Source organism: Roseivirga sp. E12, from assembly GCF_017592825.1.
In the GTDB taxonomy this organism is placed as follows: domain Bacteria; phylum Bacteroidota; class Bacteroidia; order Cytophagales; family Cyclobacteriaceae; genus Roseivirga.
Map to the genome: position 1 here is coordinate 154780 of NZ_JAGFMD010000004.1, position 25518 is coordinate 180297.

25 protein-coding genes and 1 tRNA gene are annotated in these 25518 nt (G+C 41.5%); 3 read left to right on the forward strand and 23 right to left on the reverse strand.

Going from position 1 to position 25518, the window contains the following annotated elements:
* The 11 genes from nuoL to J4E76_RS11685 all read right to left on the reverse strand — a co-directional run bounded on the left by nuoL (position 1) and on the right by J4E76_RS11685 (position 10881).
* Positions 1-2136, reverse strand: coding sequence for an NADH-quinone oxidoreductase subunit L (gene nuoL / locus J4E76_RS11635; protein WP_208504349.1), 2136 nt, complete (start codon positions 2134-2136; stop codon positions 1-3).
* Entirely contained in the window at positions 2133-2435 is a 303-nt protein-coding gene (gene nuoK, locus J4E76_RS11640; protein ID WP_208504351.1) for an NADH-quinone oxidoreductase subunit NuoK, read from the reverse strand. Before nuoK ends, nuoL begins: the two co-directional genes overlap by 4 nt.
* Complete coding sequence (locus J4E76_RS11645) at positions 2425-2952, reverse strand: NADH-quinone oxidoreductase subunit J (RefSeq protein ID WP_208504352.1); 528 nt, start codon at positions 2950-2952, stop codon at positions 2425-2427. Before J4E76_RS11645 ends, nuoK begins: the two co-directional genes overlap by 11 nt.
* Before the next feature lie 3 nt (positions 2953-2955).
* Complete coding sequence (locus J4E76_RS11650; RefSeq protein ID WP_236017410.1) at positions 2956-3906, reverse strand: 4Fe-4S dicluster domain-containing protein; 951 nt, start codon at positions 3904-3906, stop codon at positions 2956-2958.
* Positions 3907-3928: 22 nt separating this feature from the next.
* On the reverse strand, positions 3929-4282 hold the full coding sequence (locus J4E76_RS11655) for a four helix bundle protein (protein ID WP_208504354.1): 354 nt from the start codon (positions 4280-4282) through the stop codon (positions 3929-3931).
* 47 nt (positions 4283-4329) lie between these two features.
* On the reverse strand, positions 4330-5427 hold the full coding sequence (locus tag J4E76_RS11660) for a complex I subunit 1 family protein (RefSeq protein WP_208504356.1): 1098 nt from the start codon (positions 5425-5427) through the stop codon (positions 4330-4332).
* Positions 5428-5557: 130 nt separating this feature from the next.
* Positions 5558-6364 carry a glutamate racemase gene (gene murI / locus J4E76_RS11665; RefSeq protein WP_208504358.1) on the reverse strand — a complete coding sequence of 269 codons (807 nt, stop codon included), beginning with the start codon at positions 6362-6364 and terminating at the stop codon, positions 5558-5560.
* Between the two features lie 59 nt (positions 6365-6423).
* Positions 6424-9048, reverse strand: a complete 2625-nt coding sequence (locus tag J4E76_RS11670) for an ABC transporter permease (RefSeq protein WP_208504360.1) — start codon at positions 9046-9048, stop codon at positions 6424-6426.
* Entirely contained in the window at positions 9045-9377 is a 333-nt protein-coding gene (locus J4E76_RS11675) for a PadR family transcriptional regulator (RefSeq protein ID WP_208504362.1), read from the reverse strand. Before J4E76_RS11675 ends, J4E76_RS11670 begins: the two co-directional genes overlap by 4 nt.
* Positions 9378-9486: 109 nt before the next feature.
* Positions 9487-10587 carry a tetratricopeptide repeat protein gene (locus J4E76_RS11680; protein WP_208504363.1) on the reverse strand — a complete coding sequence of 367 codons (1101 nt, stop codon included), beginning with the start codon at positions 10585-10587 and terminating at the stop codon, positions 9487-9489.
* A 221-nt stretch (positions 10588-10808) separates the two neighbouring features.
* A tRNA-Lys gene (locus tag J4E76_RS11685) sits at positions 10809-10881 on the reverse strand.
* A 72-nt stretch (positions 10882-10953) separates the two neighbouring features.
* On the opposite strand from J4E76_RS11685, the gene J4E76_RS11690 reads away from it, so the two are divergent.
* On the forward strand, positions 10954-11691 hold the full coding sequence (locus J4E76_RS11690; RefSeq protein ID WP_208504365.1) for an SH3 domain-containing protein: 738 nt from the start codon (positions 10954-10956) through the stop codon (positions 11689-11691).
* On the opposite strand, the gene J4E76_RS11695 is transcribed toward J4E76_RS11690, so the two are convergent.
* The 11 genes from J4E76_RS11695 to J4E76_RS11745 all read right to left on the reverse strand — a co-directional run bounded on the left by J4E76_RS11695 (position 11688) and on the right by J4E76_RS11745 (position 20394).
* On the reverse strand, positions 11688-12884 hold the full coding sequence (locus J4E76_RS11695; protein WP_370592803.1) for an NADH-quinone oxidoreductase subunit D: 1197 nt from the start codon (positions 12882-12884) through the stop codon (positions 11688-11690). The two genes, J4E76_RS11690 and J4E76_RS11695, sit on opposite strands and share 4 nt — an antisense overlap.
* Positions 12885-12904: 20 nt before the next feature.
* Positions 12905-13390: an NADH-quinone oxidoreductase subunit C gene (locus J4E76_RS11700; RefSeq protein ID WP_208504369.1), complete on the reverse strand. Its 486-nt coding sequence runs from the start codon at positions 13388-13390 to the stop codon at positions 12905-12907.
* Positions 13387-13905 (reverse strand): NADH-quinone oxidoreductase subunit NuoB, encoded by a 519-nt coding sequence (gene nuoB, locus J4E76_RS11705; RefSeq protein ID WP_208504371.1) that lies wholly within the window; start codon positions 13903-13905, stop codon positions 13387-13389. The genes J4E76_RS11700 and nuoB overlap by 4 nt, the downstream gene beginning before the upstream one ends.
* Entirely contained in the window at positions 13905-14372 is a 468-nt protein-coding gene (locus tag J4E76_RS11710; protein WP_208504373.1) for an NADH-quinone oxidoreductase subunit A, read from the reverse strand. Before J4E76_RS11710 ends, nuoB begins: the two co-directional genes overlap by 1 nt.
* A gap of 2 nt (positions 14373-14374) precedes the next feature.
* Positions 14375-15007: an LON peptidase substrate-binding domain-containing protein gene (locus J4E76_RS11715; RefSeq protein ID WP_208504375.1), complete on the reverse strand. Its 633-nt coding sequence runs from the start codon at positions 15005-15007 to the stop codon at positions 14375-14377.
* Between the two features lie 48 nt (positions 15008-15055).
* Positions 15056-16282 carry an NADP-dependent isocitrate dehydrogenase gene (gene icd, locus J4E76_RS11720; protein WP_208504377.1) on the reverse strand — a complete coding sequence of 409 codons (1227 nt, stop codon included), beginning with the start codon at positions 16280-16282 and terminating at the stop codon, positions 15056-15058.
* 123 nt (positions 16283-16405) lie between these two features.
* Entirely contained in the window at positions 16406-17224 is an 819-nt protein-coding gene (panB, locus tag J4E76_RS11725; RefSeq protein ID WP_208504378.1) for a 3-methyl-2-oxobutanoate hydroxymethyltransferase, read from the reverse strand.
* A gap of 66 nt (positions 17225-17290) precedes the next feature.
* On the reverse strand, positions 17291-18109 hold the full coding sequence (locus J4E76_RS11730; RefSeq protein WP_208504381.1) for a mechanosensitive ion channel family protein: 819 nt from the start codon (positions 18107-18109) through the stop codon (positions 17291-17293).
* A gap of 30 nt (positions 18110-18139) precedes the next feature.
* Positions 18140-18640, reverse strand: coding sequence for a phosphoribosyltransferase family protein (locus tag J4E76_RS11735; RefSeq protein WP_208504383.1), 501 nt, complete (start codon positions 18638-18640; stop codon positions 18140-18142).
* A 4-nt stretch (positions 18641-18644) separates the two neighbouring features.
* Positions 18645-19121, reverse strand: coding sequence for an Lrp/AsnC family transcriptional regulator (locus J4E76_RS11740; RefSeq protein WP_208504384.1), 477 nt, complete (start codon positions 19119-19121; stop codon positions 18645-18647).
* An 88-nt stretch (positions 19122-19209) separates the two neighbouring features.
* Complete coding sequence (locus tag J4E76_RS11745; protein WP_208504386.1) at positions 19210-20394, reverse strand: tol-pal system protein YbgF; 1185 nt, start codon at positions 20392-20394, stop codon at positions 19210-19212.
* A gap of 115 nt (positions 20395-20509) precedes the next feature.
* Between J4E76_RS11745 and J4E76_RS11750 the strand changes: the two genes are divergently transcribed.
* Both J4E76_RS11750 and J4E76_RS11755 read left to right on the forward strand, forming a co-directional pair.
* Positions 20510-21154, forward strand: coding sequence for a hypothetical protein (locus J4E76_RS11750; protein ID WP_208504387.1), 645 nt, complete (start codon positions 20510-20512; stop codon positions 21152-21154).
* A gap of 79 nt (positions 21155-21233) precedes the next feature.
* Positions 21234-24227: a DUF2723 domain-containing protein gene (locus J4E76_RS11755; RefSeq protein ID WP_208504389.1), complete on the forward strand. Its 2994-nt coding sequence runs from the start codon at positions 21234-21236 to the stop codon at positions 24225-24227.
* 87 nt (positions 24228-24314) lie between these two features.
* Here J4E76_RS11755 and J4E76_RS11760 read toward each other — a convergent pair whose 3' ends face one another.
* On the reverse strand, positions 24315-25490 hold the full coding sequence (locus J4E76_RS11760) for a DUF4221 family protein (RefSeq protein ID WP_208504391.1): 1176 nt from the start codon (positions 25488-25490) through the stop codon (positions 24315-24317).
* Between the last annotated feature and the right edge of the window lie 28 nt (positions 25491-25518).

Consider the following 25518-nt stretch of genomic DNA (forward strand, 5'->3'; position numbering starts at 1 on the left):
TTAAAAGACCAAATAAAGCATTAAAAGGATCAAGAACACAAAACTTGCTAAGATGTAGGCTTGTACATTACCGGACTGAATCGATCGGGTCAACTGACCAATTCTTCCACTCGTGAAAACTGTTAAATGAACTAGACCGTCAACAAAATATCTGTCAAACCATTTGATCAGATGGGCGAAAACAACATTGAATTTGGCTAGGCCATCAATAATTCCATCAATGACCTTCTTGTCGAACCACGACAGTGCCTGTGCCTTTAGCATCACAAACTTGAGAATAGCTTTTCGATAGAAGGCATCTTGGTACCAATGATAGAATGAAACTTGTCCGAAGAAGCCTCGAGGCTCCCTTCTCTCAACAAATTCTTGCTCTAATTTCGCGTTTGGTTTGTACGCCAAATACGCAATTACGATTCCGACTATGGCCAGACCGATCGATACGGCATTGACAAGACCGTGAAGTGCCTCGAAGGTTTCAGGTGTCACGTCTACCAAGCTTTTGGCGGCATAGCTTATTGGCACGAGATAGATTGGTGTTGGCATGGCTTCAACAAACCAAGTATGTTCGGCATTCAGAGTAAAACCAAAAACTGGACTTAGCGATAGGAGCGCTAAGATGGCAACTGGCACAAGCATTATCCAATTTCCTTCCTTAAGTCGGCCGGAAAGCTCATTCTTTTGCATAATGATCGGCAGCCTGAAGTTTCCGAAGAAGACCAATAGTATCATTCGAATAGTATAGAAGCCGGTGAAAAGAACCGTGGCAAAAGCCAAAACCTCTGGAATGTAGAAGCCTCCGCCTTTAATATCTGCCCATACTGCCAGATCCAACAAAATGGCATCTTTGGACAAGAAGCCAGAGAAACCTGGTAGGCCAGCTAGGGCTAAGGCACACATGAGAAAACAGAAGAAGGTCTTGGGCATGTGTTTTCTCAGTCCACCCATGACTCGCATGTCTTGTGCATTGAACATTACTTCTTTTGATTCGAGCTTATGTAGCTGATGAATGATAATACCAGCACTGAGGAACAGACCTGCTTTAAAGAAGGCGTGGGTGACTAGATGGAAAAGACCAGAAGTGTAGGCACCAATACCCATTGCCATCACCATATACCCCAATTGCGAAATGGTGCTATAGGCCAATACTTTTTTAATGTCGAATTGAGACAGGGCGGCAATAGCTGCCATAAAAGCTGTAATTGCCCCAACAATTGCTACAACCTCCAGTGCCTGAGCATCAAGAATGACGAATATTCGCGCCAGCATATAAACGCCAGCAGCTACCATTGTGGCCGCATGAATCAAAGCAGAAACAGGCGTTGGCCCCTCCATTGCATCGGGCAACCAAACTTGTAACGGGAATTGGGCTGACTTGCCTACTGCTCCACAGAAGAGTGCTATACCTGCTGCACTCAGCCATCGGCCATCCAATGTGTTAATAATCTCATGTCCGTTATTTGTGAATTGAGCCACCCAGTTACCCCCTTCGATCTCGCTATAAATCATCAATGATTTGATGGCCTCCAAGTCAAAAGAATGGAATTGTGTATAGAGAATCATCAGGCCAGTGATAAAGCCTAGATCTCCCAAACGGTTCATGATAAATGCTTTATTAGCTGCCAAAGAGGCCGACTTCTTCTCGAACCAGAAGCCAATAAGTAAGTAGGACGATAAGCCAACCAGTTCCCAGAAAATGAAGATGAAAAGAAGATCGTTGAAGAGAACGATGCCCATCATGGAAAAGGTGAACAAGCCCAGGAAGGCGAAGTACCTCGGTTTTGCCTTGTCCTTTCTCATATATTCTTGAGAAAACAGGTGAACCAGAAGAGAGATAAAATTAACGATCACCGACATGATCAAAGTCAACCGATCGACAAGGAATGAGTAAGTGATTTGTGTTTCTCCTAGTTTGAACCAATGTCCTCTTACTGTGATAAAATCGCTATTCCAATATCGAGTGGTTAGGTATATGGCAATTAGTGTATTCAGGCCCAGAAGGAATGTCGACCAATGAGGTGCTTTTGATCTGAATTTCTGCGTGCTTAGGAAAGAAAAGAAAGGGATTGCCAAAAGGGCTATAATCCAATAGATGATCGGGTCGCTTTTGGGCAATATGATGTCTTGTAGATCGATCATCCTTTCAACTCATTGATTTTGTCGAGGTCTGCTGTCTGAAAGTGCTTATAGACTTTGACCACTATGGAAAGTCCAACGGCAGCTTCTGCAGCGGCCACAGTAATGATGAAAAGTGAGAATATTTGACCCTGCAATGCATTTGGATCAAAGCTACTGAAGGCAATCAAGTTGATGTTGGCCGCATTGAGCATCAGTTCGATGCCTATTAAAACCAAGATCGCGTTTTTGCGGGTGACAACCACAAAGAGTCCAACGCAAAACAAGAATGCACCAAGGATTAGTAAGTAATCAAACGGCACTTTTGTCCTCCTTTCTTACATTGCCAGCAATTCTTATCGCACCAATGAGTGCAAGCAGAAGCAATACACCAATAATCTCAAATACCAATACATAATCTGTCATCAATGTCAGGCCAAACTTTGGAATGCTTGAGTCTGCACTAGCGCCTTTATCAATCCAATTCATTGCACTGAAGTTGGCTTGTAGTATGCCTTTGAAGAGTATTGCGAAGAGTCCGGCTGCCACAATTAGACCCATGAGTTTATTGTAAGCAGGACTGACCACTTTCTTGCCAGATAGCCTATTGGTAAGCATGATGCCAAATACCAAAAGGATGAGTATTCCTCCCACATAGACCAATACTTGTGTTACAGCTATAAATTCTGCACCTAAAAAGACATAGATGCCGGCAACTCCGATGAAAGTTAGAATCAAAGCGAATGCCGCATAGAGGATGTTCTTGGTCAGCATGATATATAGTGCTGATAAGGCCGTAATGGCACCAAAGACATAGAATATGATATCGTTTAACTCCATGAATTATTGATCGTCTTCTGACTCATCTTTTTTTCTAGGTGGCACAATGGGTTTCATTGGAATCTTTGGTTTAGGAGTTTCCTTCGGTTGCTCTTCAACTTTTTTGCTTTGTACTTTCGGCCTAATTACTGGCCTTACCTTTGGTTTAACTTCTTCGTTTCCTTCTTTCTTGACTTGAATTTTAGGTTTAATAATAACTTTTGGTTTGGCGGTACCAGCGCTTGGTACCTTCGGTTTTATTACGGGTTTAGCACCGCTTGTTCCAGGAACTTTGGGCTTCATTACTGGTTTCGCAGTACCTGTTGTAACAGGTTTGATTGTAGATTTTATCACGGGTCTGCCAGTACTCGATGCAGGTTTTGGGGCTGCTTGTGCCTTGGCCTTTGCTTCCTCCTTTTTCTTGTTGAATTCCTCGAGTTCCTTTTTCTTTTCTAGAATCTCCAAAGGCGACATATTGGCGAAGGGTACGTTGTGCTCCGCAAAGTCAAAAGCACTGAAGTCGTACTCACTCGTCATGGTCAAACATTCGGTAGGGCATACTGTTGTACAAAGACCACAGAAGCAGCACTTGGCCATGTCAATGTCAAACTTGGCAGCATAAATCCTCAAGGGAGTCCCATCTGAAGTTTTGCCGAATTCCTCCGTAGCTCTGACTGGCTCTATTTCAATACAATTGACAGGGCAGACTTTAGCACATTTGTCGCATACTATGCAATCTTCGATTTCATTGTGCAGCTTGTATCTGCCATGATCCGGCACAGGAATCTGCTCTTTGGGATACTGGACAGTGAAAAGTCCATTTTGCTGATCAAAATAGTTTTGGTCGTTCGGGCCAATAGGATCACGCTGCTTGCGAGCATCAACCATATGTTTCCCGGTGATCTCGAGACCTTTTTTTAAGGTGCGAGTTGCCGTCTTAATGTTTGTCCAATATGATTTTAATCCTTCTGGCATCTGTAGTGATGAGGTGACAAAGTTAAGGAGTGATTGACTTTAGTAAGCCATTTAGCATGGCGTTTACTTTATCAATTTTCTCCAGAATTTCATCGAAACTATCCTTAGTTATCAATTTCAAATTTAAACTTAGTTCTAACTGTGTATCCAACTCACTCAGTGAGCCTCTGGCAATGAAAAGAAACTGCTTGAATTCCTTCTTGGTTTGTCTTGCTGCTCCTTCTGCTATATTTGATGGTATTGAAATGCTTGCTCTTTTCATTTGGCTTATCAACCCGAACTTTTCTGAATCTGGAAACTGACCAACACACTCATATATACTCGAGGTTAATCTCATAGCTTCTTTCCATGCTTCTAGTTTTTTGTGCGGCCTCATTAACAATTGCTTTTCACTTCATAACTTTTCTTTCCTTCATAACTTCCTCACACCATAAGAAGCCTCCACATGGCGCTTAGTAAAACTAACAGTATTGCTGCTGGGGTCAGGTACTTCCAGCTTAAGTTCATCAGTTGATCGATTCTCAACCTTGGATATGTCCATCTGATCCACATTTGCAGACCAACAAGTAAGAAGGCTTTTGTGAGCATCCAAAAGGCTCCCCAAATATGACCTGCGATGGTGCCCGGGGTGCCGCTGGTCCATTCTGCCAGCGTTACCGATCCAATGTTCGGTAGAGGAGTGTTCCAACCGCCTAAGAAAAGAATGACGGCCAAGAATGAAACTAAAAGCATCATGCCGTATTCACCCATCATCACCAAGCCCCATCTTAGCCCAGAGTATTCTGTATGAAATCCACCAACTAACTCAGATTCAGCTTCCGGTATATCGAAAGGCCCACGATTACTTTCCGCCAAGGAGGCAATAAAGAATATGATAAAGGCAAAAAAGAAGATTGGGGCTCTAAATATATTCCAAGTCAGGATGCCGCCTATTTCCGTAATGTCAATGCCTAGTGCTTTAATGCCAAACAAATAGTTGTGTGCTTCAGGATCAATGGTATTCCACCAAATGCCCTGTTGAAAGGCAATTTCTTGGAGGTTTAAGGTTTGAGAAACCATCACCACACAGACTACGGTTAGTCCTAATGGTATTTCATACGATATAATTTGTGCTACGGATCGCATGGCACCAAAAAGTGCATACTTACTATTGGATCCCCAGCCTGCCATTAGAATACCAACAACGTCAAGCGAAACGATCGCCAGAAGGTAGAAGATGCCAACATCAGCTGCTGAACCTCCAAAGTCAGAGGTTAGGGGTAATACCGCAAAGCCAGCGAAGACTGCAGTGAATATAACGATCGGGCCAGGTTTGAATAATTTCTTGTCTGCGGCAAGCGGAACGATGTCTTCTTTCTGGACTAGTTTGAGCAGATCAGCGACAGTTTGTAGAATTCCATAATAGCCGACTTCCATAGGGCCATAGCGATCTTGTATAAAGGCAGAAATTTTCCTTTCGGCATAAACTACAAACACCATGTAGACTAAGAAAAATGTTAGGAAAAAGAGAAATGCGTACACGCTTTGATCAGCCCTTGTTTAGTACAAAGAAAACATATTTCTACCAAAGAAACATTCAGTATCCTACTAAATCAGTAGACTATTAAGGAACAATTGGATAATTAAAAAGTTCATTGCATCTCAATCGCGTTTACTCCCAGAGTTTATGAAGTGTCAAAGGCACTCTAACACCAAAAAATAGCTCAGTAGCGGCTTCAAATGAGGGTGTAATGTCGGATACTAAAAACTGGTTTGGCTCGATTCTTTTTTCGGCAAGAAGATTATTTTTTTCAAGGATTTGATGCAAAGAGGAGGCAACTATCTCTGAGGAGTCTATCACTTCAGTCTTTTGAGTATAATACTTGACGACCTGAGGTTTGATTAGAGGGTAGTGGGTACAGCCTAATATGAGTGCTTCAATGTCAATAAGTGTTTCGTTTTTCAAATATTTCTCGATAATGGCTTCTGAGATTTCATTTTTATGAAAGCCCTCTTCGATCATTGGAACCAATAGGGGAGTGGCAAGCGACCCAATTTGAATGGAGCTATCTTGGACCTTGACTTGGTATTCATATACACCCGATCCCACAGTCTGCTTTGTTCCGATTAGACCGATTCTTTTCTGACCGTATTTTGCTACCACATACTGAACCACCGGGTCTATGACATTGATGACAAGGGCCTTACTTCCAACATAAGCCTTGATGAGTTCATAAGCAGCGGCAGAAGCTGAGTTGCAGGCAATCAATATTACTTTACATCCTTTCTGTAGTAGGATGTCGCAGATTTTTATGGAGTATGCTTGAATGGTGGCTGCCGACTTATCTCCATAAGGGAGGTGTGCAGAATCACCAAAGTAAATGAGTTGTTCTTCGGGGAGTAGATGACTAACAGCATGGGCAACCGTGAGGCCACCCATGCCGCTATCAAAAATTCCTATAGGACGTTGCTTACTCATTGTTGCGAAGGTATTTGAAACTAACCAAATACTTAACGCAACATGCTCAAAATATTGAGCTACTCATTTCTTAGCGAGTCTATTGGGTTCATCGTGGCCGCCTTGATCGATTGGTAGCTAATGGATATCAGTACTACAAGCCCAACGATCAGAATCGAAGCCACAAATATTAGTGGACCAAAAGAAACCCTGTATTGGAAGCTTGCCAGCCATTCATTCAGCAACCAATAGGACAATGGTGCTGCAATCAGTGAAGCAATAATGATAAGCTTTATGTAGCTTTTTGACATTAAATTGAGAATGGCGAATACGCTTGCCCCTAAAACTTTCCTGATGCCGATTTCCTTTGACCTCTGCTCTGACATGAATGAGGCCAAACCAAACAGTCCGATAGCGGCAATCAGAATGGCAATTAAGGTCATTGCTGATACTACTTTCCCTGTTCGGATATCTTCTAGGTGAAGGTTTGCGAATGCTTCATCTAGGAAGAAGTAGTCAAAAGGCGCTTCTGGCGAAAAATCGGCCCATGAGTCGCCAATCATCTCTAGTGTCTCCGATACATTTTGGCTACTGATTCTCACAGCAAAGTATTGATAGTAAGCTTTCGGTGTAACAAGCATCCAGCTGGGACTGAATGTTCTGTGCAAAGAGTAGACATGAAAATTTTCAACTACCCCTATGACTCGACCCGTTTTGTACTTAGAACGTGCAAACGGTTTGCCAATAGCCTCTTCGGCAGTTCCCAACTCAAACTCCTCCAAAGCAGCTTCGTTGATTACAAAGGCAAAGACTGAATCGGTGCCTATATTTTTATCAAATAGCCTACCCGCTATCAGCTGATAATCCATCGTTTTTGGATAGTCAAAATCCGCTAGATAGAAGAAGGCGCAGCCATTTTTGTTCTCACCAAATGGAAAACAGTCAGAGCTAGATCCTCTGGTAGGTACTTTGGATGTACCTGAGAAGCTTTTTACTGCTGGAATTTGGCTCAGAGTTGCCTCGTATGCATTGAGGTTTTTTCGAATCGCTTCATTCATTGGCAACACGATGACCTGATCTCCGCTTTGAGTGAGACTTTGGCTTCTCATGAAATCCATTTGCCGCTCAACGACTAATGAACCAATGATCAGGGCTATTGAAATGGTGAATTGGAATACGACTAGAATTTTTCTTATTCCTCCAATTCTTCCTTGGTCGCTAACAACACCTCTAAGTGCAGTGATCGGCTTAAAAGAAGAGAGAAATATGGCAGGATAAAGGCCTGCCATAAAGGTAACTAGAAGGACGGCCGCTATAGCAATTACGGCTACCTCAATGATGTCATTATCCATTACGAGGGACAAATGCTTGTCCGAAAGGCTATTGATAAAGGGGAATGCCATATTGCTGATAAAGAGAGCCAGCACTGTGGCAATGGCTCCATTGAGCATTGCCTCACTCATAAACTGTCCAAACAGTTGGTTTCGATAGGCACCAAAGGTTTTTCTGACACCAATTTCGCGGGCTCTTCTTGCAGACCTGGCAGTGGAAAGTGTAAGGAAATTGATGCAGGCTATAACAAATATCAATACTCCCACGGCAGAAAAGACAATGACTTTGGTATAACTGCTGGTGGGTAATATTTCGGACTTGAGGTTTGAACTTAAATGAATGCCTAGCAAGGGTTGTAATCCTAGCTGGTACCAGTTCTGGTCTACTCCCATATACTTTTCAGAGTAGTTTTCGAGAGACTGGATCAACTTTGTTTCATCGGAGTTGGATTTAAGGACTATGTAACTGAAGGTTTGCCAAAAACCGCCCCATGCTGTACTCAGCCTTTCATCTAATGATGACATTGAAGCCAGCACATCAAACTTAAAATGTGAATTTGAAGGTGTGTCTGCTACCACTCCTGTCACAGTATACTGTTTCTTTTGTCCATTACTTTCGACATCTGATTCTAAGAATTTCCCCATAGGGTTTATGTCACCAAAGTATTTTTTTGCGGTGGACATACTAATGACTACACTGTTAGGGTTTTTTAGTGCTGTTTTAGGATCCCCCTGAATCATCGGGAATGTGAAGACATCAAAGAATGAAGAGTCAGCAAAGAAGAACTTGTCTTCATAGAATTGCTTTTGGCCATATTGCATGACCAACTTCTTGCCTCTGCCAATCATGTAGAGTCTTGTGTAAGTTTCTACTTCTGGGAAATCATTGACCATAGCAGGTGCAGGGCCAAACGAACCATTCGCATTAGACGGACTTAGATCGTCATTGGTGCTGAAGGTTATTCTAAAAATTCGATCTGCTTTTTCATGGAACTTATCATAAGACAGTTCATCTGAGACATAACGGAATATGATGATGCAGCAAGCAAGACCGAAGGCTAGCCCTAAGATGTTGATTGTCGAGTGACTTTTGTAGCGAATGATATTGCGCCAACCAATTTTTATATAGTTTTTGAACATGGTATATGAGTTGTTTTTGAGTTTTCTTTTTCTGTTTTTCAGAGCGAAGGGCCTGAGCATATCAAGCGAATCTTTAATGAAATGCAGCTTAGCTTTTGTCTTCCCTTTTTTTAATAATCTGTATTCGTATAGCTCAAAGAGGTCACCTTGAAGTACCTCAAAGTGTTCTTCTGAACAGAGCCATTTTAGTAGGCGCTGTGGCCACTGAGGAGGATTTGACCAGTTCCTACTCATGAATTCAAGCCTTGAAAATTTGGTATCAGTTTAAAGAGCTCATTTCTAAGCTCATTTGCTTTGATGAGTGTACTTTCACCAGCCGCAGTTATGGTATAAAACCTTTTTCTTCTGCCACCTCGAGATTTTGTGGCCCCACCTTCACGTGATTTGATAAACCCTTTATCTTCTAGTCTACTCAGTGCAGAGTGTAAGGCACCAATACTGGGTGTTCGATTGGTTCGCTGCTCTATTTCCAGTTTAATTGCTACCCCATAAGCATCTTCTTGAAGTACCCCAATGGTGAGTAGAACAATCTCTTCGAACTCCCCTAAATATGTTCCTTTCATAATCTAGGTAATTAATTAGTTTCCTAAATGTAGAGTTCGTTTTATTAATTTCCTAATTGTAGAACAAATAGAGTTAAGAGACAGTTAGATCTCGAGGTAGACCAATCCCTTAGAGGGACTTGAGTTTTTCTATGGCATTGGTATTATTTGGGTTCAGTTCGAGTGACTTCTGATAGTTGATTTTGGCCTTTTTCTTATCACCGCTGATTAGGTAGGCTTCTGCCAAGCTATCCCAAGCATTGAATGATTTAGGGTAGGATTCTGTGTTAATCTGAAAAATACCAATTGCAAGAGTGACTTGCTTTGTGCCTAGGAGTTCATAGCCGATACGGTTCAACGTGCCTTCAGTATGATCATTCTTGTAAGCCTCGTGACTTTTATAGGCATTGTGTGTTTTTTTGACGGCCTTTAAATCCCCATTGGCGGCTACTCCTTTAATTAGGTCATAATATTCAGTAAAGTTGATCTGTCTGATCACAGTCTGCTGACGACCATTGAGGCCAGGAATTTTATCATTAACAAAGAGTTTTCCGGTACCGGCTACTATACCGTTAGGATTAATGAACTGTGCATTGAGGGCTTCTCCATTTTTGACACCCGTGGTGCCAGTACCTGCAAAGTGAGTGACTTTGGCATCTGATGATACCTTAAATATTTTATGATCAAAGAAGCTCGTGACATAGAAGTTACCCCGGTGATGAATGATATGACCGCCTGAACTGGCTGGAAGTTTCACGAAAAGGGTCGCTTCTCCTTCTGGATTGATTTTGACAATATTAGGGTTTCGGTAGTTGACAACATAGAGGTTACCGTCAGATCCCAACGTTATGCCATTGGGACAGTTCAAAAGAGGACTTTTGGCAAATTCGACTACTTTTTGATCTGCTCCCATTTTAGCAATTGTATTGTTGTTACAGTTGCAGATATATAAGTCTTTGTTTTTAAAAGTCAACCCTACAGGACCAAACAAGCCTTCGTGAGCAACTTCAGAAACCTCTTTTGTATACCTATTGATCTTGGTAATGGTGTTTCCATAATATTGAGCTTGATATAAACTCCCTTGAGGGTCTAGCGTATTGCCAGAGGCACCATCCAAAGTATCTGTTAACGAAATGACATTGACCTTTGGAATAACCTCTTGAGCATTGGTAACCAGACTAAATGTGAATAGTGAAATAAGTGTGATAATGGGAGTTCGTAGTTTTTTCATCGCTGTTGACTTGAATGTAGGTCAACGTGATAGGGCATGGACTGTGTTGCGAATTGAGACGAAGTCTGTGGTATTTCACATATATATGTGATGCGGCCCCTTGGCTCTTAAATGTGGGTGCAGTTGTTAAATGATGTAAAAGGTAAGTGGGAAAGGAGTTGAACTTTCTATATTCGTGGGCTCATAAAAAAAGCCTCAGATGTCTGAGGCTTTTTAGAGTGTGATCTGGCTGGGGCTCGAACCCAGGACCCTCTCCTTAAAAGGGAGATGCTCTACCAACTGAGCTACCAGATCATGAAGTTTTATTTGGTGAATTAAGAGCGTTTTTCTTAATTCGGACTGCAAAGGTAAGAGGTTCAATATAAAATGCAAAAGAGAGGTTCTAAATTTATTCTACTATTTATCCTGGGGGTTATTTTTTTCTCTCAAGTATCTTATAGTCAAGATGTTACAAATGAATTATCTAAGGCGGATTCGCTCTTTAGAGAGAGAATGTATACCCAGTCGCTAGAGATATATGAGAGTATATATACTGATACTCAGCGTGCTACGCCAGCCATGCTTTTAAAGATGGCTTATAGTCAAGAGGCCATGGGCAACTTAAGTAACGCATTAGTCTACTTACATGATTACTATAGAGTCACTTCTGACAAGGGTGTTTTGAAAAAAATGAGTGACTTGGCTCAGGTCAATGGCTTAGAAGGTTATGGTTCTAACGACTTTCAACGTTTTGTTAAAACCATTCAGGATTTTAAGCTTATTATCATTGCAGTACTGCTAGCACTTTGTTTGTTGATCTTGTCTATGATCTTTAGAAAAATCAAAAAGCATAATGAAAAGTCGCCAGGTTTGGCGGTTGGTTTTGTGCTCGTATTAGCCCTTGCTGTCTTCTTTGTCAACTTCAGTGATCAACCGCAAAAAGGAATCGTAACTTCTAGTAACTCTTATGTTATGTCTGGCCCATCTGCAGCAGCCGAGCTGATCGAAGTAGTTGGTCAGGGGCATAAGGTGGAAATTTTAGACAAAACCGATATCTGGTACGAGATCATGTGGAAAGGCAAACGTGCTTTTGTTAGAGAGACGAATTTGCAGGAGTTGCTCTAGCGATCCACTTCCCCAAGTACAATATCAATAGAGCCCAGTATAGCTACCATATCGGCAATAAGGCCGCCTTTAGATAGTTCTCCGAGTATGGAAAGATTAACAAAGCTTGCGCCTCTTGCTTTACAGCGGAAAGGGATGTCGGATCTTCCATCTGCTTTAAAGAAGAATCCTGTTTCTCCTTTGGGGTTTTCTGCTCGAATGTAAAAGTCCTGTGCCTTGGGACGAATCTTTTTTGGTACTGTGGCTCTTGGGTCGAAGTCTCGCGTTCTCTTATGATCGCCCGTAAGTTGAGTAAGGCATTGTTCTATAATTCTTACCGACTCATAGCATTCTAACATCCTGACCGAGGTACGGTCCCAACAATCGCCAAGACTGCCCATCTCGCCTTTACCAATGGGAACATCAAAATCTATTTCAGGATAGGCAGAATACGCATCGACTTTTCTCAGGTCAAACTTCAGTCCTGACCCCCTGAGCATTGGTCCTGTGATCCCGTAGTTGATCGCTAAATCAAGTGGGAGCACACCAACGTTGGCCGTTCGATCGACAAAGATTTTATTTTGTAATACTACTTCATCAAACTCTTTGAGTTTGGGCTTGATATATTGGCAAAACTCCAGGCATCGTTCTTCAAAACCTACAGGCAAGTCATAGAACAAGCCACCCACCCAAATGTAGTTATAGAGCATTCTTGCCCCTGATGCCCATTCTAACAATCGGAGAATGTGTTCTCTGTCGCGCAGCATCCAGGGGAAGGGTGTAATTGCACCAATGTCCATAGCATAAGTGCCCAGTGCTATGAAATGAGAGGCCAGTCGATTCAATTCAGCAACAAGCACCCTTATATATTCCACTCGCTTGTCAATGGAGCCTTCAATGCCCAGCATTCGTTCTACGCCCATGACAAAGGCATGTTCAGAATTCATTGCAGCCAAATAGTCCATTCGATCTACAAAGGGCAGGGTCTGATTGTAAGGAAGACTTTCGGCATGTTTTTCGAAGCAACGATGTAGATAACCTAAGTGTGGAACAACATCTACAATCTCTTCTCCTGAGGTGATGACTTCAAGTCTCAGTACACCATGAGTCGAAGGGTGTTGAGGACCAATGTTGACGATCATTTCCTCACTCTTCAAGTCTTCGGGCTTGAATTTTTGAGGCTCTGACTTTTGCAGATTCTGATTATCAAATATGTACTGAACTTCGTTGGCCACTACTCTGCTACTTTAACTCCTCTGTAATAGGTTTGATGTTCGTAGTCCTTTCTTAAGGGAAAGCCCTCCCAATCAGCTGGCAGAAGAATTCTTCTCAAATCTGGATGATTATTGAATTGAATACCAAAAAGGTCAAACACTTCGCGCTCTTGCCAGTCAGCTGTTTTCCAGATAGAATTGAGTGAATCTATTAGAGGTTCTTTTCTTGAGAGCGTGACTTTCACCATCAGATGATGGTCGCATGGAATGGAGTATAAATTGTAAATCACCTCCATCGTGTCAGTCTCAGGGCCATTGTCAAGACCAGTAATACAGGAAAGCGCATCGAAATACAGACCTTCTGTTTGATGAAGGTATTGCATGGTTTCGACCAAGTGATCGGCATGTAGCTCAATACAACTTGGACTCGCGTTTTCATCGGTTGACAATATGATTTCTTCGCCAAATTCGACTTTCAGTTTCGATATGATCTCTTCAAAAGTCATGCTTCTTTGGCCAATAAGTTTTCAATAGCTTTCGGGGCCACAATACTTTCTCCTTTGATCTTTTCTTGCAGCTTTAGCAATCCACCAATCAAAGCTTCAGGTCTTGGAGGGCAACCAGGCACATACACATCCACAGGTATGATTCTATCCACACCTTTAACCACATGATAGCCGTGCTCCCAATAAGGGCCACCACAGTTGGAGCAAGAGCCCATGGAAATTACATAACGTGGCTCGGCCATTTGCTCATAAAGTCTTCTTACCCGGTCTGCCATTTTAAAAGTAACAGTACCGGCTACGATCATAACATCCGATTGCCTCGGGCTTGCTCTTGGTACAATTCCGAGCCTGTCTAAATCGTAGGGAGTTCCTTGGGTACTCATAAATTCAATGGCGCAGCAAGCTGTGCCGAATGCCATTGGCCACATAGATGATAGCCTAGCCCAATTGATCAGGTCTTCAAATTTGGTGATGATGATACCACCTTGTCCTAATTTTTGATCGAGTAATCCCACTATCCTTTATACTTGTCGTATGCGCTTTCAGGTATTTTTGATTTATATGCCGAGCCTACCGGTTGCGGCTTGACCCAGTTTAAATATCCTTTTCTCCAGGCGTAGGCCAGTCCTAAGGCCAATACTGCGATGAAGATGAACATTTCTGTAATGGCAAACCAAGCCCAGCTCCAGTTAGTGCCCTCAATTAATTCTTTATCACCAAAAATCACTGCCCATGGGAAGAGATAGATGATTTCTACTTCGAACAATAGAAAGATGAGTGCTACGATGTAGAACTTAACATTGAATTGACCCCATGCTGTGCCGACCGTATCTTCCCCCGACTCGTAAGTAGTGAGCTTTTCGAAATTTGGCCTGCTTGGACGCAAGAGCTTGGAAGCAGTCAAACCAACCACTGCAAAAGCGAGTGCTCCCAGGATAAATATCAATAGAGTACCGAACTCGGATAAATTGGTTTCGATCATTCTTAAAAATTCAGCGGATCGTGGTGCTGAAAATGCCCATTCATTTTTATGCGGTCTTTGGCGTTTTCCATTTCTCGAATGAGCGGTAGGGCTCTTTCCAGATGGTTGATCATATAGGTTTGCCTTTGAGACTCACTCGGCATTTGCAGCATGTCGTATTCCTGTTCTAAAGATAAACCTAATTTATGAGCCAATTCAAATGAATTTGTCAAGAGATCGACATCAAGGGATTCATCCATTTTAAGCACCGATACCAGTTCTTTACCTAAGTGCTTGAGCTGATGCCACTGTACTTCGGTAGCATCGTGGATGTTTTCGATAGTTTGAATCTCTCCTGCAGAATAGAGTTTACCTGGAGCCTTTTCGTCAAAGGTGAAAATTTTAAAAGCACTCAGGCATCTGGTGATGATATCCATCTCTCCATCTGGGTAGTGCTTTACCACTTTTACGAGTTCCATTTCTGAGCCATACTCTCGCATGTTTTCACCAAAAACGGGTATACCGAAGGTTTTGCCTTCTGCAATACACTCATTGATGAGCTGCTTATACCTTGGTTCAAATACGTGCAGATTGAGCTGCTCACCCGGAAAGGCTGCTAGCTTCAAAGGAAAGAAGGGTAGATACCGCCTGCTCATAAATGTTTAACCTGTAAAAATAAAAAAGCCCCAAGAGGGGCTTTTTGTTTACATGTTTTTCACAATTTCTTCTCCGAACTCGGAACACTTAAGGAGTGTTGCCCCTTCCATTAGTCTTTCAAAGTCGTAGGTAACTCGTTTGGACGCAATGGCTGCTTCCAGTCCTGAGTAAATCAGGTCTGCAGCTTCTTGCCATCCCATATACTCTAACATCATAGCGCCTGAAAGGATCACCGAACCTGGATTCACCTTGTCTTGTCCCGCGTACTTAGGTGCTGTACCATGAGTAGCTTCAAAGATGGCATTACCCGTTAAGTAATTGATGTTAGCTCCTGGTGCAATACCAATACCACCAACAATGGCAGCCAATGCGTCTGAAACGTAATCGCCATTCAAGTTCAATGTAGCGATGACAGAATACTCGGCAGGTCGCAATAAGATTTGCTGCAAGAAAGCATCTGCAATCACATCTTTGATAATTACTTTGTGACCGTCCTTTTCAATGATTTGCCAAGGGCCACCTTCGTAATCTGTTGCACCATAGGCATTCTTAGAAAGTTCATAACCCCATGCTTTGAAAGCACCTTCGGTGAACTTCATGATATTACCTTTGTGAACAAGGGTAACTGAATCTCTTTTTTGTGCGAAAGCGTAGTCAATCGCGCTTTTCACCAAGCGATGTGTTCCTTCTTCCGAAACTGGTTTGATGCCATAACCCGCACTACCTGGGAACCTTACTTTTTTGTATCTATCAGGGAAGTTCTCTTCCAATAGCTTCCCAAACTTGTCACAATCTTCGGTGCCTTGCTCAAATTCAATTCCAGCATAAATGTCTTCTGTATTTTCACGGAAGATCACCATATCGCAAAGACCAGGTTGTTTTACTGGAGAAGGAGTTCCTTCGAACCACCTTACAGGTCTAACACATGCATAGAGATCTAATTCCTGACGTAATGCTACATTCAGAGATCTGATTCCACCACCAACAGGAGTTGTTAATGGGCCTTTGATACCCACTAGATATTCTCTAAAGGCATCTAATGTGGCAGTTGGCATCCACTCACCAGTAGCATTGAAGGCTTTTTCGCCTGCTAAAACTTCTTTCCATTCGATTGTTCTATCTGATCCGTAAGCTTTGGATACAGCGTTGTCAAAAACATGCTGAGCAGCAGGCCAGATATCGACACCGATTCCGTCACCTTCTATGAAAGGGACAGTAGGATTATTTGGTACGTTAAGTACTCCGTTGTTTATGGTTATTTTTTGTTCACTCATTCTCTGATGAATTAAAAATGTTGTTCTTTTTTAAGGCTGTGCAAGGTAACAAATTCCAAGGGTCAAGAAGTTTCAAACTTCAAGTTTTTAGTGCAAAGGGTTTCCAAGGAATTAGTGTTAAAGCTAATAGCTTTCCGAATCGTTAGGGAAGTCTTTTGACTTCACGTCTTTGATGTAGTTACCGACAGCTTCAGTGATGATGCTGCCAACATCGGCATATTGTCTCAGAAACCTAGGCTTAAATTCTTTTGTAATTCCTAGCATGTCATGCATTACCAAAACTTGTCCATCAGTATGTGGTCCAGCACCTATGCCTATGGTAGGAATGTTAATTTCTTCTGAAACCCTTTTAGCTAGGTCAGCTGGGATTTTTTCCAGAACAATGGCATAGCAGCCACATTCTTCTAAAAGCTTGGCATCTTCAATGAGCTTTTCAGCTTCTTCAGACTCTTTCGCGCGCACAGCGTAAGTGCCAAATTTATAAATTGACTGTGGTGTCAAGCCTAAGTGTCCCATCACTGGAACGCCAGCGCTGAGCACTCTAGTAACAGATTCTTTGATTTCGGCACCACCCTCCATCTTGACAGAATGAGCACCTGATTCCTTCATAATTCTGATGGCAGAACGTAAGGCTTCAGAAGAGTTGCCCTGATAAGAACCAAATGGAATATCAACTACTACGAATGCTCTGTTGACGGCTCGAATGACAGAACTTGCATGATAGATCATTTGATCGAGCGTAATGGGCAATGTGGTCTCGTGACCCGCCATTACATTGGAAGCAGAGTCTCCCACTAATATGATGTCTACACCTGCTCCATCAATCAATTGGGCCATGGAGAAGTCGTAGGCCGTAAGCATAGAGATTTTTTCACCTCTATCTTTCATGGCCTGCAGCTGGTGGGTAGTTACTTTCTTTATTTCAGACTTGTGAATTGACATGCCTATAAAAATTGAAGGGGTAAATATACACATTTACCCCTTCCAGTATTTCGGTTGAAATGAATCCTATTTTTCGTTGTAGACGTGAATGTCTCTCTGTGGATAAGGAATTGAAATTCCTGCTTTGTCCATTTCCTTTTTGATATTTTCAATCATATCGAAGTGAACATTCCAGTATTCAGAAGTATCAACCCATGCTCTAATGGTAATGTCAACACTACTATCTCCAAGGTTTCCTACTCTTACAAATGGAGCAGGGTCTTTATGGAACCTACTATCCGCAGCAATAAGTCCTTGGATAATCTCTTTGGCTTTGTCGAAGTCATCATCGTAGCCAATACCACATACAAAGTCCCATCTTCTGGTAGGCTCTTGAGTGATATTAGTGATCGTAGCACCTGCCACTGCTCCATTGGCCATGTAGATTACTCGGTTATCAGGAGTCTTTAAGGTTGTGGTTACAATAGAAATGGCTTGAACGGATCCCGTCTCTCCATTTACATTAATCACATCGCCATTCTTAAATGGCTTCAACACTAGGATAAGAATACCGCCAGCGAAATTCGCTAAGCTGCCCTGCAGTGCAAAGCCTACAGCTAAACCTAATGCTCCCAGAACTGCTACAAAGGCACTGGTGTCGGCACCAAGCCTTCCAACGACAAAGATCAAAAGCATGATGGTTAACATGCCTTTAGTAAATCCTTTTAATGTCGGCATCAATGTTTCATCAACGCCATTTTTTGTAAGGACTTTGCCAAGCTTATTAACGATTCGCTTGATGATCCAAAGCCCAACAATGAGAATCAGAATGGCAATTATTACCTCAACACCAGTGTCAATCACATTGTCGATGTTGTCATCCCAAAATTCTTTAATGGTTTCCATAATTCTTTAGTTTAAAGTTGTTCTTAAAAATTAGTACAAAAAGGCCGAATATTCATCATCCAATTGTACATCAATGTGTTCTTGAATAGTGGTTCCTAATTCAAAACCTTTATAATCCACGGCAATCGGAAATCTTTTATGACTTCTGTTAACCAAGACTGCGGTTTGAATTTTGGATACGCTCATCTTCAGGAAAGGGTCCAATGCATAAATCATGGTACTTCCCGAGTTCAAGACATCATCGATCACAATCAGTGTGAAATCTGACGCTTCAGGTTGAGTAGAAAAACTTACTTGAGGTTGGCTCGTTGCGGATTTATCAATATCCACTCGGATGAGATGGACGCGAATATCTGAAATTTTTTCAATTTCGGCCTTAAGCAATTCTGAAATTTTGACACCATTGGTATCTATGCCAGCGAAAAACAACTCTTGAGTCTTATGATTTTGTTCATAAATCTCATAGGCCATCCTTTTGATTATCTGAAGGATTTGAGAGTGCTCTAGAATGCGTTTTCTTTCTTGGTGCATTACACTATTCTGGTATCGGCATTACCTTGCTGTCTTTAAAAGTAGACAGAATTACCATCGATTGTAAGTTGTCAACAACGGCAATGTCACTCACTTTTTCCAACATGAGCTTCTGGTAAGAAGAGATGTCTTGGGCAATTACTTTAAGTACAAAATCGCCTGATCCTGTCACGTGATGACATTCGATAACTTCTTCGATGCCATTGATAGCGTCAATAAAGATTTCGATGTTTTGCTTATTGTGACCTTTCAAAGTAGCATACACAAAAGTGCTTACACCCATACCGATTTTGTCTGTGTCAAGCTTGGCGTGATAACTCTTAATGATTCCAGAGTTTTCTAGCTTTTTAACACGTTCCAAGGTGGGTGCTGGAGATAGACCGATCTCTTTTGATAATTGAGCATTAGTGATTTTGGCGTTAGCTTGGAGGATGTCCAAAATCTTACGGTCGATTTTATCTAATTTTAGATTGAGGTTCATAATATATCAGATACAAAATATAATTCTGTTCAAAGGTAATATTTTCGAAGAAAATTTTACAACTAGTTAAAAATAATCAAAAGAGGTATTAGATTTTTCTCTTGATTTCCTTTCTCAGCGCTCGCGCTTTTTTATTAATATCTTCTCTTCTTCTAGTGTTATCACGGATGATAGATATCCTGTCCAAGGCACTTTCATAATTAGCGCTCTGATTGTCGTACTGGGCAAGGTAAAGTTGTGCATTGAGGTGGTAGCCTGAATCTTCAGATGAAGAACTCACTGAAAAATCAACTACTTGGTTAAAGTACTCCTGTGCGACTTTATGGTCATTGCGCTTCTTATTGATATGGCCTAAATAGAAACTAGCATAGCGACCACTTACTGCCTCATAGCCTTGCTGGCCTGCCTCAATCCGCTTTAATATATCTAGGGACTCAGTTTCAGCTTTCTGATACTGACCCGTGGTATATAGCATTTGAGCATAGAAGCGATGAAAGTAGGCGTTGTTTGGATACTTCCGATAGATCTGTTCTCCGAGCCTAAGGGCATCATATGTCTTTTGTTCTTCAAAAGCTTTGATCCTCATCAAAAAGTAGATGGCTTCAATTCGTGTATAGAAGGCGTTTTTTGAGACTTGCTCCATTTGTTCTATACCCAATTGTTTTTCGCCTTTAGGAAAGAACATCAAGATGGGTTTGAGCATTGGATAGTTTTCTCGAATCCATATCGAGTAATAATTGAAGAGCGCGTCCCCGAATAGTATTTCTGGACTGAAACCTTCATTACCCTTGGTCTTTTCCAAATACCGCAAAGCCCATTTGCCTGCACTGGCAGCTCGTCCCCAGTTCTTTTTTTCGGAATGGTACCGACCTTTGAAACCATACGAACCAGCTAAGAAAAATGCAGCTTCCACATTGTTTTCATCCTGCTCCAACAGTACTTTGGCCTTAACAATGGCCGAATCCATATAGGCCAGAAACTCATCTCCCAGTGGCGTCTCTGCCTCAAGGTTGGGTAGCATTTGCCACCAGGTACTAATGCCATAGAGGAAATAGGGCAGCGGATGTTCAGGGTATCTATACTTTAACCAATTGAAGTCTACCTCAGCTTTGTGGAAGTTGAAGTTGTACATATTATCTACCGCATCTGTGATTTCAATTTGCAGAGGCATGTTGAGTAATAGGTACTCACTACGATTACTTGCACTTTGTGCCAGAGCATGCTGAGTACAGAAGCTAAACAGTATTAATATGTATAAAATAGATCGCTTCACTTAGTTTTATAAAGTTCATGCAAAATTAGAGTCCTTCATGTCATTTGCTATGCGTTGACACATTTTTATTACGGGCCTCGTCCTATAATCGTACTTTTATCCAAAATAGTTTTTAATGCCGAGAGAATTTAGCCCCTTAGAATTGCGTGCAAGGGATTGGGTGAGCTTTAACAAGAAGTTCTTTTTTGTGGTGGTCTGCCTAATTGCATTGCTTTTGCTCTATGTACAGCAGACTTTTATTGTGGCTGAAATAGCGGCATTCAAATTCTTGGAGGGCCCAGAAGCACTACTATTCCAAATATTTGCAGGCTTAAAGTTCTTGGCAGTACCGATCGTTTACGCAATTAAGTTTACGGTAGTGGGCTTCATTCTTTGGACGGGTTGTTTTATGTGGGGTTATAAGGTCACTTATACCAAGTGCTGGCAGATTGCCATGATAGCGGAAGTCGTTTTTTTCGTGCCCACAATACTGAAAATCTTTTGGTTTATGTTCGTGAGTACTGATCCTAATTACTTCGAATATCAGGCGTTTTATCCACTTTCTTACATGAACTTCTTTGACTATCAAGAGGTGCCAAAGAAGTACATCTATGCGAATCAGGCCTTGAATGTTTTCGAAATTGCCTACTGGGTGGTGCTGACCTATGGGGTTGATTTTGCAGCGCGTAAGAAGAAGTCAGTAGCCAATGCCATCGTGGTTACCACTTACATACCCCTATTTTTATTCTGGCTGTGGTTCAACATCAACATTACGGACTAACAAATGAGCCTTCGATTAATAAAAATTAACGCCTAGCAAGCCATATTTTTACTATTTTCACGCCTCAAACGTGGAATAAATGACAGATTTTAAGAAGATCAATAATCTTACCGGCTGGGGAGTTTTTCTCGTTTCTTTGGTCACCTATATACTGACTATTGAGGAAACTGCCAGTTTTTGGGATAGCGGGGAGTTCATTGCCATTGCTTATAAGCTTGAGGTATCTCACCCTCCTGGAGCGCCACTCTTTATGCTGATCGGTCGTTTGTTCTCATTCCTATCCTTTGGAGACGTTACTGATGTGGCCTATTGGATCAATATGTCTAGTGCTGTGGCATCGGCATTTACCATACTTTTCTTGTATTGGTCAATCGTGATGTTGGGTAGAAAGTTGATTGATGCGAAAATGGGAGAGGAGACTGACTATCAGAAGTTGCTTCTGGCAGGAGCTGGGGCAGTAGGTGCATTGGCTTTTACTTTCAGTGATTCTTTCTGGTTCTCTGCTGTAGAGGGCGAAGTTTATGCACTTTCATCTTTCTTTACTGCTGTTGTCTTCTGGGCTATTCTGAAGTGGGAACTGGTTCAAGACGAAAGCAAAGCCAATCGCTGGTTGTTATTTATAGCCTATATGTTAGGGCTTTCAACAGGTATCCACTTGTTGGGACTTGTCACCTTACCAGCACTAGGTTTAATCTATTACTTCAAAAAATATGAGAATCCGACTTGGGTTGGAGGTCTGCTTGCCATCCTTGGAAGTTTAGGCCTGATCGTTTTAGTCAACAGTATTATTATTCCTGGATTGCCAACTTTGGCAGGTAAATTCGAAATTACTTTTGTTAATACTCTAGGCTTACCATTTGGTTCAGGCGCTCTGTTTTTAACACTGGCGGTTATAGCAGCTATAATTTTCGGATTGCGCTATACCGTAAAAAGAGACTGGGTAAATCTAAATACACTAATTCTTTCTGTCGCTTTCATCTTGATAGGCTATACCTGCTATGCGGTAATTCTAATTAGATCAAGAGCTGATCCACCAATTGATCAGAATAACCCTGAAGATGTTATGACCTTTGTTTCCTACCTAAAAAGGGAGCAGTATGGAAGTAGGCCATTGTTAAATGGGCAGTATTATAATGCGCCTCAGATTAGTGCGAGCCAAGGTGCACCTATCTATTACAAGGCGGAGGATAGTTACAAAATTGCCGACTATAAAACAGAGGTTGAGTATGACCCAGAGTATACGACCTTCCTGCCAAGGATGTGGAGTGCTAATCCAGGTCACCCTGAAACCTATATGGCCAAGACAGGGCTAAGACCAGGTGAGAAGCCGAGTTTTGGTGATAATCTATACTTCATGTTTACCCACCAGATTGGTCATATGTACCTAAGGTATTTCATGTTTAATTTCTCTGGTCGAGAGAGTGATATTCAAGATGCAGACTGGCTGGGCCCATTTGCTAGTGATGAGGATGTTCCACAAACCATTCGAAATAACAAGGGACGAAATCAATACTTCATGATCCCTTTACTTCTGGGCTTGATTGGTTTCTTCTTTCAGTTTAACAAAGATCCAAAGCGTTTTTCTGCTACACTAATGCTCTTCATTTTGACAGGACTGGCACTAGTAGTTTACCTGAATTCGCCACCAGTAGAACCACGAGAGAGAGACTATATATATGTGGGGTCCTATTACGTTTTTGCCTTCTGGATAGGATTCTCTGTTCTGGCGATTGGTAATGCCTTTGCCGCTAGAGGAAAGAAATCAATGGTGATAGGGGCAATCGCAGTGGGTCTATTGGCGCCAATCATAATGGCAGCTGAAAACTGGGATGATCATGATAGATCGGGAAGGTACTTATCAGTTGATTCTGCCCGAAACTTTTTGGCCTCTTGTGCTCCGAATGCAATCCTATTTACCGGAGGAGATAATGACACTTTCCCACTCTGGTATCTACAAGAGGTAGAAGGTTTTAGAACTGACGTTAGGGTAGTGGTGCTGAGTTACTATCAAACGTCTTGGTATGTTGATCAGACTGCTACAAAGATGAATGACTCTGAAGCATTCCCATATTCATTGACAAAAGACAATTATCGAGACGGCACTAATGACGTGCTATATATCGATGAGAATGGCGATTTCAAGGGACGTGTAATTGACCTTGAAGACTATATTGATGTGGTAAGGAGAGATGTGGATCGTTTTAAGGTCACTTTCCAGTCAGGTAATCGCTTGATGTCAGTACCTACAGGAGTTGGACTCAACTTAAACGTTGATACGACAGCAGTACTTAATGGGGATTTGGTGCCGAACAATTTGAAAAAATATGTGACGCCATCTATGTTCTTCCAGTTTAATCGTGACCAGAATGGGAACCTTTCCAGTAGATTTCTAGATAAGGGCCAAATGATGATGCTTGACCTTATTGCTAACAACAATTGGGAAAGGCCAATCTACTTCAATTATACCTCAGTTAACTCGATAAACTTCAATGTAAACCCGTATTTGGTTCAAGAGGGAATGGCCTATAGGTTATTACCAGTTAGAAAGCCTAATGACGTGCGTGATCTTGTGAACACTGAAGTGATGTATGATAACATCAAAAGCAAGATGCAATTCAGAGGCCTAGACAATCCAAAAGCAAACCTGAATGAAGATTATAGAGGCTTTGTTCAAAACCATAGGTCTATGATCACCAGTTTGGCAGATGCTTTTACCACAGAGGGAGATACTGTAAGAGCGAAAGAAATGCTTGACTTTGGTATGGAGAAAATGCCAGTTGAAGCGGTGCCGTATGATATTTCTTCTATCGGGTTTATTCAGGGCTATTTTGATATTGGTGAAACAGAAAGAGCTACCAATATGGCGATGGAGATCGCAAACCAGTTTGATTCTGAAGTGACTTATTTACAAAACAAGAGTAGGTATAATAGAGAGTTCTCCATAAAATCTAGAGGCTTGAGGTTTATAGAAGCATTATTGACAGGAAATGGTAAAACTGCTGAGGCGGATACTGTTCGTCAGATGCTTAATGCTCAAAACGTAAGATTGGGGATGGATAGAAGTGACTTCTAGAAAGTATAAGTGAAAGATTATCAAGGCCTGCTCAGTGAGTGGGCCTTTTATTTTTCCAGAATCAAGAAAAGATCGAGGGCATCATCACTATTGGTCTATTAAGGTGAGCTTGATGAATGAATATTCATTCTCAGGTTGGCTAGGAGTATTAAGGTTTAGGTATAGTCCATCTTCTAGCATCAGGTAGAACTCTTCTGATATAAAGCTCTTAGCAGTGAGAAACGAGTCTTTTGACACAATATTGAGATTTTCATCGAATGTCAAAATGGTCAAAGTTCTTTTCTGAAATGCTCTACCGAGGTCTTGTGGGTCGGATATTTTATTTTCTATATCGAAATGTATTGCCAGCCTATAAAATAGTTTTTGCCACTTATCATAAATCAGAGTATGATAATATCCATTATTAATCTGTGCTAAGGCATTTTGAAATGGATCGTTTGATTCAAGACCTTGAGACTCATCTATTGCATCAATACCTGCTTCAGATTCTTTGATAAACTCTCCTGCTAGGTCGTAAACATAGATTTTCTTAGACTTTGAAAAGCTCATGTAGATTCTATTTTTAAGAATCACAGAGTTGCGTCCCACATCATTGGTAGACCACTTTTTATTTCTGAATTCATCTGGATAATGAATTAATTTCTTGAGTTCATTGGTCTTGTAGTTATAGGCACCAATCAAATAAGCTTCTTCAAAAGTGGATGTGTTTTTTAAATCTCGATATTCCCCCAAGTCGAAATAAATAGACTCTCCATCATCATAAATGTTGGGTGATTTAACCTGTGAGTTATATGCTAAGTCTCTATTTGGTGAATATTCATAATTCTCCAAAACATTTCCTTTACTACTGACTTTGAGTATGTGAGGTGCAATTGTTGGGAGATAGTAAAAGGAACCGTCATCATGTTCGCCTGAGAAAGCACCTAGACTATAGACCTGATTTGGTCCTTGAATATGAAGACGTGTTACAGTCCAATCATTTTTTTCGAACGAGTATCTATTAAGTGACATGACATCGCTGAACGACTCTGTTAGATAAGAAAAACTCTTTTCGTCTGATGAGAAAAAAGGTCGAGACTCATTATTAAGATGAGTTATAGTATCAGGTAACTGTATATTCAGCGTGTCGGTTATCACTAACCGCTTCGTCAACTTGTTGTCATTTTTATTTTTTACCTCATTTCGACTCTCTGAACATCCAGAAGTCATGATAAATGCCGTAATCCAAATGACCCATATTGCCTTGTTCTGCTTTCTATACATTGGTGGGATGATTTTGATATGGGTTTAA

What these genes read in the sequence shown, in the direction of transcription:
- nuoL (WP_208504349.1), bottom strand. Translation starts at nt 2,136, where the DNA reads ATGATCGATCTACAAGACATCATATTGCCCAAAAGCGACCCGATCATC.
- J4E76_RS11645 (WP_208504352.1), bottom strand. Translation starts at nt 2,952, where the DNA reads ATGGAGTTAAACGATATCATATTCTATGTCTTTGGTGCCATTACGGCC.
- J4E76_RS11650 (WP_236017410.1), bottom strand. Translation starts at nt 3,906, where the DNA reads ATGCCAGAAGGATTAAAATCATATTGGACAAACATTAAGACGGCAACT.
- J4E76_RS11655 (WP_208504354.1), bottom strand. Translation starts at nt 4,282, where the DNA reads ATGAGGCCGCACAAAAAACTAGAAGCATGGAAAGAAGCTATGAGATTA.
- murI (WP_208504358.1), bottom strand. Translation starts at nt 6,364, where the DNA reads ATGAGTAAGCAACGTCCTATAGGAATTTTTGATAGCGGCATGGGTGGC.
- J4E76_RS11670 (WP_208504360.1), bottom strand. Translation starts at nt 9,048, where the DNA reads ATGAGTAGGAACTGGTCAAATCCTCCTCAGTGGCCACAGCGCCTACTA.
- J4E76_RS11675 (WP_208504362.1), bottom strand. Translation starts at nt 9,377, where the DNA reads ATGAAAGGAACATATTTAGGGGAGTTCGAAGAGATTGTTCTACTCACC.
- J4E76_RS11680 (WP_208504363.1), bottom strand. Translation starts at nt 10,587, where the DNA reads ATGAAAAAACTACGAACTCCCATTATCACACTTATTTCACTATTCACA.
- J4E76_RS11690 (WP_208504365.1), top strand. Translation starts at nt 10,954, where the DNA reads ATGCAAAAGAGAGGTTCTAAATTTATTCTACTATTTATCCTGGGGGTT.
- J4E76_RS11700 (WP_208504369.1), bottom strand. Translation starts at nt 13,390, where the DNA reads ATGACTTTTGAAGAGATCATATCGAAACTGAAAGTCGAATTTGGCGAA.
- J4E76_RS11710 (WP_208504373.1), bottom strand. Translation starts at nt 14,372, where the DNA reads ATGATCGAAACCAATTTATCCGAGTTCGGTACTCTATTGATATTTATC.
- J4E76_RS11715 (WP_208504375.1), bottom strand. Translation starts at nt 15,007, where the DNA reads ATGAGCAGGCGGTATCTACCCTTCTTTCCTTTGAAGCTAGCAGCCTTT.
- icd (WP_208504377.1), bottom strand. Translation starts at nt 16,282, where the DNA reads ATGAGTGAACAAAAAATAACCATAAACAACGGAGTACTTAACGTACCA.
- panB (WP_208504378.1), bottom strand. Translation starts at nt 17,224, where the DNA reads ATGTCAATTCACAAGTCTGAAATAAAGAAAGTAACTACCCACCAGCTG.
- J4E76_RS11730 (WP_208504381.1), bottom strand. Translation starts at nt 18,109, where the DNA reads ATGGAAACCATTAAAGAATTTTGGGATGACAACATCGACAATGTGATT.
- J4E76_RS11735 (WP_208504383.1), bottom strand. Translation starts at nt 18,640, where the DNA reads ATGCACCAAGAAAGAAAACGCATTCTAGAGCACTCTCAAATCCTTCAG.
- J4E76_RS11740 (WP_208504384.1), bottom strand. Translation starts at nt 19,121, where the DNA reads ATGAACCTCAATCTAAAATTAGATAAAATCGACCGTAAGATTTTGGAC.
- J4E76_RS11750 (WP_208504387.1), top strand. Translation starts at nt 20,510, where the DNA reads ATGCCGAGAGAATTTAGCCCCTTAGAATTGCGTGCAAGGGATTGGGTG.
- J4E76_RS11755 (WP_208504389.1), top strand. Translation starts at nt 21,234, where the DNA reads ATGACAGATTTTAAGAAGATCAATAATCTTACCGGCTGGGGAGTTTTT.
- J4E76_RS11760 (WP_208504391.1), bottom strand. Translation starts at nt 25,490, where the DNA reads ATGTATAGAAAGCAGAACAAGGCAATATGGGTCATTTGGATTACGGCA.